Below are 8571 nucleotides of genomic sequence, written 5' to 3'. Positions count from 1 at the left end.
GTGAAATTGAAATTGCTGTGACGATGCAGTGTTCCCGCGGCAAGACGGAAAGACCCCGTGAACCTTCACTACAACTTTACACTGGACTTTGAGTTTGTTTGTGTAGGATAGGTGGGAGCCTTTGAAACCCTGGCGCTAGCTAGGGTGGAGGCAACCTTGAAATACCACCCTGATAAACTTGAAGTTCTAACCTAGCTTACTCATCGTAGGCAGGGACATTGTATGGCGGGTAGTTTGACTGGGGCGGTCTCCTCCCAAAGAGTAACGGAGGAGTGCGAAGGTTACCTCAGCGCGGTCGGAAATCGCGCTTTTGAGTGCATACGCATAAGGTAGCTTGACTGCGAGACAAACAAGTCGAGCAGGTACGAAAGTAGGTGTAAGTGATCCGGTGGTTCTGTATGGAAGGGCCATCGCTCAACGGATAAAAGGTACTCCGGGGATAACAGGCTGATACTGCCCAAGAGTCCATATCGACGGCAGTGTTTGGCACCTCGATGTCGGCTCATCTCATCCTGGGGCTGTAGCAGGTCCCAAGGGTCCGGCTGTTCGCCGGTTAAAGAGGTACGCGAGCTGGGTTCAGAACGTCGTGAGACAGTTCGGTCCCTATCTGCCGTGGGCGTTCGAAGTTTGAGAGGAGTTGACCTTAGTACGAGAGGACCGGGTTGAACGTATCTCTGGTGTTCCAGTTGTCACGCCAGTGGCATCGCTGGGTAGCTATATACGGACGGGATAACCGCTGAAAGCATCTAAGCGGGAAGCCCACCTCAAGATTAGACTTCGCGGAGGTTTAACCTCCCTAAAGAGCCCAAGTAGACCACTTGGTTGATAGGCGCGGTGTGTAAGTGTGGTAACACATTCAGCTAACGCGTACTAATTGCTCGTGCGGCTTAATCATATAACGCTCAAACATTTTTGCGATTCGCGAAAACGTGGTTAGTCAGCGTTAAGTATCTGGCATTGAATTACGACTTCAGTCGTTCAACTACAAACCGAAATTATTTCCTGATGCCGATTTTCGGCATTCGGACAACAGTTTGCTTGGCGGCAATAGCGAGTTGGAACCACCTGTTCCCATCCCGAACACAGAAGTGAAACAGCTCAGCGCCGATGATAGTGTGGCGTTAGCCATGTGAGAGTAGGACACTGCCAAGCTCTTAAATACGGAAACCCCGGTTCGTTACGAACCGGGGTTTTTCGTTTTGTTTCGCTTGACTCGATCAGGGACGCGTAAAGCTCCGATACCTGCGCGGACATCGCGGATGATTACAGTCGGGCTCGGGATGCAATAGGCTTCGCCTTCAGGGATGTCTTCGATACGGGGCGCTGTCTCGTCGATCCAGTCGTCGAAGTCGATGGATCGGCATTTACTGCGGAATTCCGTTTCAACCGATCACAGCACGGCTTCTGCCGCAGGGAGGGCGCTGGTGAAGGCTCGTGGATTTCGTCGTCAACTGGCTGCGGTGATGTTCACCGACGTCGTGGCGTACTCGGCGATGATGCGGGCCGATGAAGCGGGCACTTTGCGCCGCCTTTCCGAGCATTACCGCCTGCTGAGACGGGTGCTCCGCCAGCACGGCGGTCGGGAGGTGAAGACGATCGGGGATGGCATGCTGATCTGTTTCCCCAGCGCGCTCGCGGCGTTTCAGTGCGCCTTGGCGGTGCAGCGCGCGCAGGCCGAGCACAATCACCGTGCGGCTGAGACTGATCAATTTCAGATTCGCATCGGCATCCATCTTGGCGATGTCGAAATGCGCGACTCCGACCTGATGGGCGACGGGGTCAATGTGGCCGCGCGCGTTCAAACGCTAGCTCCGAGCGGCGGTATCGCGGTCACGGCCGCTGTCCGCGCGCAGGTACACAGCGCGCTGCGGTCGGTACTGCAACCAGCAGGCGCTCAGCTTCTCAAGAACATCCCCGAGCCGATTGAGGTCTTTCTGGTCGAGCCGGCAGACGCGGCGAAATCGCTTGAGCATCAAGCCGATCATCCGGCCAGTGCTTGGCAGCCCAAGCTTCTGCTGGCCGGAGCTGCTGTCGTTCTGTTGATCGGCTTGGTTTCACTGGCAGTGCTGTTGCGGCCGCAGTCCACAGCAACCCCGTCGCCCAACCCCGTCATCGCAGTATTGCCGTTCGAGAGTCTCAGCGACGATGCCCAGAACGGTTACTTCGCTGCCGGCATGCAGGACGAGGTGCTGAGTCGTCTGGCCGGCATCCACAGCCTGCGGGTGATGACCCGTCTGTTCGATGAGGCACCTGCCGCGCCCGACACCAAGCTGAGCGTCTTGTTGCGACGCTTGAAGATCAGTCATCTGCTGGAAGGCAGCGTTCAAAAGAGCGGCGCAACGGTACGTATTCGTCTGCGCCTGAGCGATGTCGCCCGTGGCGAGCAAATCTGGGCACAGCAGTTTGATCGAAAGCTCGACGACGTACTCGCCGTGCAATCAGAGATCGCCGCCGCCGTGGTGTCTGCCCTGCGCCTTAATCTGTCCGCCGCAGAGGCACAGCGCCTGTCGCGCCGGCCGACCAAGGTCCCGCGCGCCTACGACGACTATCTGCGTGGCCTGGCTTTGATTACGCGGCCGTCTCCGACCACGGAGGATCGCCAGCGCGCCGCGCAGCATTTTTCCAGCGCGGTGCAGCACGACCCTCAGTTCGCGGCGGCCTGGGCCTGGTGGTCGCGCAGTCTTTCGCTGCGCTACATCTATGGCGAAGACGCCAGCGAAGCGGCCAGGCAGTCGGCACGGGAGGCTGCGGACAAGGCCCGGTCGCTGGACCCCGAACTGATGCAGGCGCAGTTCGCGGAGGCATATTTCCAATACTGGGTCGAACAGCGCTACGCCGCCGCATACGCCAGCTTTGAACAGCTGCGCCAACGCTACCCCAATGACGCCGAGCCGGCCTACGCACTGGCGCTGATCGCCCGGCGTCTGGGTCGCTGGCAGGATTCCCTGAAACATTTCGAAGCCAGCCTGGCGCTGGACCCGGTCAACGCGCCCGCGCTGGCGGAATGGGGATTGACCCTGATGGGATTGCGTCGCTTCGACGCCGCGCTGACGACCTTTGATCGCGCATTGGAACTTAGTCCGGCAGATGCCCAGCTGCTGGGCCGCAAAGCCTCCGCCTACCTGGCGCTCGGGCGTTTGCCCGAGGCCGAGGCGCTGCTGAAGGGACTGCCGCTCGAAGCCTGGGACTACGTCGGAGCCGCGCAATTCACCCTCTGGCAGTACCAGCGACGTACCGATGCCATCATCGCGGCGCAGCAGGGCTTCCTCCAAGCACTCGACCCCGGGGCTGACTTTGATCGCGGTCTCTACCTCGCCTTCCTCGGCTGGGTGCAACGCAGCGCCGGGCAGCAGGCGCCCGCCGAACGCAGCTTCCGCCAGGCCAGAAGTGCCCTGACCAGCGTGGTCGAAACGCAGCCGGACAACTATGCCGCCTGGTCCTCGCTGGCTTCGGCCGAAGCCGGCCTCGGCGACCTCGAAGCCACCGAGCGCGCCGGGCAACGCGCGATCAAGATCCTCAACGCCATGGACGACGCCTACTGGTCGCCGGTGATGGAGGAGTTCCTGGCCCGCGCGGAGGCCGGACTCGGACGTGCCGACCTCGCGGTTCCTCGACTTCGGCGGCTACTGAACACCGCTTATGGCGAGTGGCCATTGACCGAAACCGACCTGAGGCTCAGCCCGGACTGGGACCCGATCCGAACGGATCCCTCGTTTCAGGCGCTGCTCACCTCGTCCTAAGCGGGCCAGTCAGAGCTTTCTTGTGAAATTGTATTAACAAAGCGAAATCAACAATTTATTGACGATTCTTGGCATCGACTTTGCACCGGCACTGACTGCCTGAAGACCGAACCAGTGCTCTGTGGTCCGGCCCAGGTGCAAGCCCCGTCGCTGACCAGGACCGCCACCCATGCGCTTCGCCCCCCTACGCTCGCACTCGCGGGCTCTTTTCCTGTTGCTGGGCCTGAATGGCCTGCTCTCCGCGCCCGCGCAGGCGGTGGTTCAGCTCTACGACGAGGCGGCGGTTGCGCAGCGCGCTGATGTTGACTACCGCGAAGGCCGGCTAACGCCGGCGGTGGAGGCCGATGGACTGGTGCGGCAACTCGGCGCACGCGCGACCTGGAACGCCTTTGGCACGGTCGCCAGCCTGGTCAAGCCGGGTGGCTATCTGGCCACCGGTCTGAGCCAGGACGCGGAGACCGCCGCGCGCCAGTGGCTGCGCCAGAACCGCGTGCTTTTCAAGCTATCCACGCTGGGGGTCGATGAGCTGGAGTTGATTAACGACGGCCGGACGCCCGGCAACCGCGCGCAGGCCCTGCTGTTTCGGCAGCGCTTTTCCGGCTTGCCGGCGGCGGTGGGCGGTCTGATCACGGTCGGCGTGATCGACGGCAAGGTCTACTACGTGTCGTCTTCTTCGGCGGGCGAGCAGCCCCCGGCCTCCTCGGCGGTGCTCAGCCCGCTGCAGGCCTGGCTGCGTGCCGCCCAGGACGTCCGACGCGCGGTGCCGATTGCCAATGTGCTTTCGACGCTGGACCAGAGCGCCAGCACCGGCTGGACCCTGTTCAAGGTGCGTGGTTTCTCGCAGCCGCAGCGCGCGCGTCTGCTGGCGCTGCCGGTGCCCGCTGGCGGCGTGCGGCAGGTGTTCGAGACCGTGGTGCTGGACGTGCAGGCCGGCGTTCCCCTGGCCTATGTGCACTACGTCGATGCCGAAACCGGCAAGGTCTGGCGCCGCGAGAATCGCGTCTACAACGCCACTGCCTTTCCGCTGGTGCCGCAGGCCTATAACGGCAGCTTCGCCGACGCCAAGACCTGCGCCGAGCGCCACGAGTACAGCGTCGCCGCCGGCAGCGCCGCGATCAATCTGATCACTACCGCGCTGCTGCCGACCAATTCGGTGGCGGTGAACCTCTACCGTGCGAACGCCGACGGCGCCGCGCAATTGGTGGCCAGCATCCACTCCCTGACCGGACCGGCGCAGGTGCTCAATTACGCCCCCAGTGGCGGCGTGCCGGCGGGCAACTACCAGGTCGAGGTCTGCCCCGAGGATTCCTTCCTGTCGCTGGGCTCGCTGCCGCCGCTGCCCGACTATCTCGGTACCTTCCTGGTCAGCCCGGTGGATGTCTCGGTGACCTCGGTGCTGCTGGGCGCCGACGCCAACGCGCCGCAGTGGAAGTGGTTCCCCTCCAATCCGGACCAGAGCTATGCCGGTGAGGACGTGCGCAAGGTTGCCTGTTTCGCACCGCTGCCGGCGGGCGGGCTGGCGGGCTGCGATGTGGACGTCACCACCACTGCCTCGCGCGGTCCCTGGGACATGCTGCTCGGCCTGGTGCCGACCTTCACCACCATCGGCAACAACGCCATCACCGCCGGCGGCTCGTTGAGCCCGCTGACGCCCTCGGTGCCCAATCCGCCGCTGACGCTCAACCGCAAGTACGACTTCACCTTCAACAACGCCTGGTACAAGTCCGGGTGCAGCCCGCTGGAGGTGCTCAAGAGCCAGGTGCCGCTGTCCAACGGCAACGACCTCAGTGCGGTGACCACCAACCTGTTCGTGATGCACAACCGCATGCACGACTTCGCCTACTTCCTCGGCTTCACCGAGAAGAATTACAACCTGCAGTTGTTCAACTTCGGGCTCACGCCGCTGAGCCAGCAGAACGATCCCGAGCTTGGCACCTCGCAAGCCGGCTCGATCACCGGTTCGCCCTGGATGCCCACCTACGGCACCCTGCCGGGCCGCAACAACGCCAATCAGATCGCGTTGATGGACGGCGTCCCCGGCATCACCAACCAGTACCTGTTCCAGCCGGTCGGCGGTTTGATCTACCCGCCCTGCACCGACGGCGCGCTGGACATGGGCATCGCCGGCCACGAATACACCCACGCCATCTCCAACCGCATGGTCGCCGGGCCGGACGGCAATCTCACCAGCGAGCAGGGCGGGGCGATGGGCGAGAGCTGGAGCGATCTGGTCGCCACCGAGTTCCAGCACGCCTTCGGCTACACCCAGGCGGGCGGCTACAGCCCGACCGCGCTGGGCGCCTACACCACCGGCAACCCGGTGCGCGGCATCCGCGACTACCCGCTGGACGACAACCCGCTCAACTACGGCAACTACGGCTTCGACACGCCCGGGCCGGAGGTGCACGCCGACGGTGAAATCTGGAACGGCCTGCAATGGGAGCTGCGTCAGGCCTTCATCGACCAGTACAACGCCGACTACCCGGACAGCGACGCCAATCTGCAGCGCGACTGCGCCAACGGCCTGGTCGATGCCCAGCACTGCCCCGGCAACCGCCGCTGGATCCAGCTCATCTTCGACGCCTGGCTGCTGATGCAGAGCGACGTCAGCATGCTCGACGCCCGCGACGCCATGCTCGCCGCCGACCTGGCCCGCTTCGGCGGCGCCAACCAGGCGCTGATGTGGCGGGTGTTCGCCAAGCGCGGCATGGGCGAGTACGCCTACACCGACGGCGGTGACGATGTCGAACCGGTGCCGAGCTTCGAGTCGCCACTCGCGACCGATCAGGCAGAGATCGCCTTCAAGGTCTTCGCCGGTGACGAGGGCGGCGCGCCGATCAGCAATGCCCGCATTCTGGTCGGCCGCTACGCCACCCGCACCCGGCAGATCGCCGACACCGATCCCGCCACCGTGGTGGACGAGACCGACGAGGCGAGCCGTCGCAAGACCCTGATCAACCGCGACAGCGCCCGCTTCGTGCCCGGCCACTACGAGTTCATGGTGGTCGCGCCCGGCTACGGCATCCACCATTTCGAGCAGGATCTGAAGCCCGGCAAGGCCACGCTCAGCTTCACCCTGCCCAGCAACCGCGCTTCGCTGAGCAAGGGCGCCAGCGTCAGCACCAGCGCCAGTCTGGCCGAGAACATCGCGCTCAAGGACCAGTTGATCGACGACTCCGAAGACACCGGCGCCATCCTCGGCGACGCGGGTCTGGCGGTGGGCGCCTACGCGACCATCGCCCTGGCGGGCGGCGAGCAGACCGTCTCCTCGGTCAGCGTCAGCACCGCTGCCGGCCCCAGCAACGCCGGCCGCTGGACGGCGCTGCGCTCCTTCGAGATCCGCAGTTGCGACGGTGCTTGCGCCGATCCGGTGGCGGACTTCAAGAACCTGGTCTACACCAGCGCCGACGATGCCTTCCCGGGCGTGCGCCCGCGTCCCCTGCAGCCGGACCTCAACCTCCGCCGTTTCAGCTTCGCGCCGGTGAAGGCCACCCACCTGCAATTGCGGGTGCTCAACACCCAGTGCAGCGGCGGACCGGATTTCCAGGGCGATCAGGACAGCGATCCGCTCAACAACACCGACTGCATGAGCACGTCCTCCACCCTGCTGTCCGCGCTCAACATCCTCAGCGGCGGCTCGCCGATCACCTCGGTGAAGCCGGGCGACGCGGCGCGCGCCACCGAGATCCAGGCCTACTCCAGCGAGGCCAAGGCCGAACTCAGCGCCAGCAGCGATCCGGGCGGTTCCAGCTCCGGCGGTGGCGACGGCGGTTCCGGCCGCTTCGGCGGTGGCGCGGCTGGTCTGGGCCTGCTGTTGCCCTTGCTGCTGGCGGCGGCGCGCCGCCGTCGGTTGGCCTCAGGCCGCGACGGCGCCGAGCTGGGCGCTGGCGGCGGCCGGTGAACTGCGCAGATAGGCGAGCGCCTGCTCGGTCGAGGCTTCACCGACCGGGTCGTACCAGGGGCTGAAGAAGGACAGCTCACGGCGCATCAGCCAGAACAGCGAGGGCAGGTGGCCAGTGGCCGACTGCCTTTGCCATTCCCGCCAGATCCAGGGGCGGAACACGCTGGGCTTGCGGGCGGCGAAGCGTGGGTCCTGCTTCATCAGGTGCGCGGCGCCGTGCACCCAGAGGCCGAAGATCGCCGGCATGGCGATGCTGGCCAGGTAGTAGCGCGAGGCGTAGCCGCCGCCCAGGTGGCGGTAGACGTCGAAGGCCACGCAACGGTGCTCGACTTCCTCGGCGCCGTGCCAGCGCAACAGATCCAGCAGGGTCGGGTCGGCACCGGCGGCGTCCCAGCGGCGGTTGCTGAGCACGTAGCGGCCCAGCACGCAGGTCATGTGCTCGACGGCGGCGACGATGCCGAGCCGGAACAGCAGCCACTGCCGCTGCGCCAGGCGCGGCACCTGGACCCCCATCGGCCGGTCCGAGAGCAGGGTGGCGAACAGCCAGTCTTCCTGGCGGGTGTTGCTCTCGGTCTCGATGCCGTGCGCCTGCAGATAGTCCTGGGTGGCGTCGGCATGGGCGCGGGCGTGCGCGGCTTCCTGGCGGATGAAGGCCTGCACGTCCTCGCGCAGGCGCGGGTCGGTAATCAGCGGCAGCGCCTGCTGGTAGAGCTTGCAGAACCAGCGCTCGCCGGCCGGCAGCAGCAGATTGATCTCGTTGATGAAATGGCTGGCGAAGGGTTGGCCAGGGATCCATTCCAGCGGCGTCCGTGACCAGTCGAAGCGCGGCTTGCGCGGCGTCAGCCGCCCCGGCGTGGTGGAGGCGGCGGCCTCCTGGCGACGGCGGCCATGGATCGGGGTGACGGGCATTGCGAGACTCCTCCACGCCGC

The 8571-nt window shown here is 64.7% G+C and carries 3 protein-coding genes and 2 rRNA genes (1 of these 5 cut by a window edge); 4 read left to right on the top strand and 1 reads right to left on the bottom strand.

Annotated features, from left to right (window positions below; all coding sequences use genetic code 11):
- The 4 genes from ED208_RS02255 to ED208_RS02240 form a co-directional block, all read left to right on the top strand.
- Nucleotides 1–895: ribosomal RNA gene (locus ED208_RS02255) — 23S ribosomal RNA — on the top strand (it extends 1942 nt beyond the left edge of the window).
- A gap of 142 nt (nt 896–1037) precedes the next feature.
- Nucleotides 1038–1152: ribosomal RNA gene (gene rrf, locus ED208_RS02250) — 5S ribosomal RNA — on the top strand.
- A gap of 311 nt (nt 1153–1463) precedes the next feature.
- Nucleotides 1464–3740: a tetratricopeptide repeat protein gene (locus ED208_RS02245; RefSeq protein WP_158608395.1), complete on the top strand. Its 2277-nt coding sequence runs from the start codon at nt 1464–1466 to the stop codon at nt 3738–3740.
- A gap of 169 nt (nt 3741–3909) precedes the next feature.
- Entirely contained in the window at nt 3910–7641 is a 3732-nt protein-coding gene (locus tag ED208_RS02240) for a M36 family metallopeptidase (protein WP_148044659.1), read from the top strand.
- Here the strand turns inward: ED208_RS02240 and ED208_RS02235 are convergent.
- Nucleotides 7597–8550 (bottom strand): metal-dependent hydrolase, encoded by a 954-nt coding sequence (locus ED208_RS02235; protein ID WP_123210217.1) that lies wholly within the window; start codon nt 8548–8550, stop codon nt 7597–7599. The genes ED208_RS02240 and ED208_RS02235 overlap by 45 nt on opposite strands.
- Nucleotides 8551–8571: the final 21 nt, after the last annotated feature.

Origin of the sequence: Stagnimonas aquatica, from assembly GCF_003730135.1 — a bacterium.
In the GTDB taxonomy this organism is placed as follows: Bacteria; Pseudomonadota; Gammaproteobacteria; order Nevskiales; family Nevskiaceae; genus Stagnimonas; species Stagnimonas aquatica.
This window is presented reverse-complemented; position numbering and strand designations above follow the sequence as displayed.